General features: G+C 57.1%; 1 protein-coding gene. It reads left to right on the forward strand.

The genetic code is table 11. The features are described 5' to 3' along the window. Positions 1-203 (forward strand): tellurite resistance TerB C-terminal domain-containing protein (locus SB689_RS23515; protein ID WP_410694460.1); only part of this gene is annotated, 203 nt, incomplete at its 5' end. Positions 204-259 lie beyond the last annotated feature (56 nt).

A 259-nucleotide genomic window follows, 5' to 3' on the forward strand; every position in this document is an offset into this window, starting at 1 on the left:
CGGCGTTCCTTCGGCTGCTGCTGACGAGGCCGAAATGGACGCGCGCGGAGTTGGTCGATGCTGCATCTGACCTTGAAATGATGCTAGATGGCGCCATTGAACAGGTCAATGAGGCTGCGCTTGATCACTGGGACGCACCGCTCATTGACGGGGACGACCCAATCGAAATCAATCAGGAACTTGCACAACGGTTAGCAGCATGACAACAATTCGTCCCAAGGATCGCGATGCGGTTCTTCAGTCACTCCGCGCGGGCGTC

It is taken from the genome of Chryseobacterium sp. SIMBA_038 (assembly GCF_046535115.1).
Lineage (GTDB): Bacteria > Bacteroidota > Bacteroidia > Flavobacteriales > Weeksellaceae > Chryseobacterium.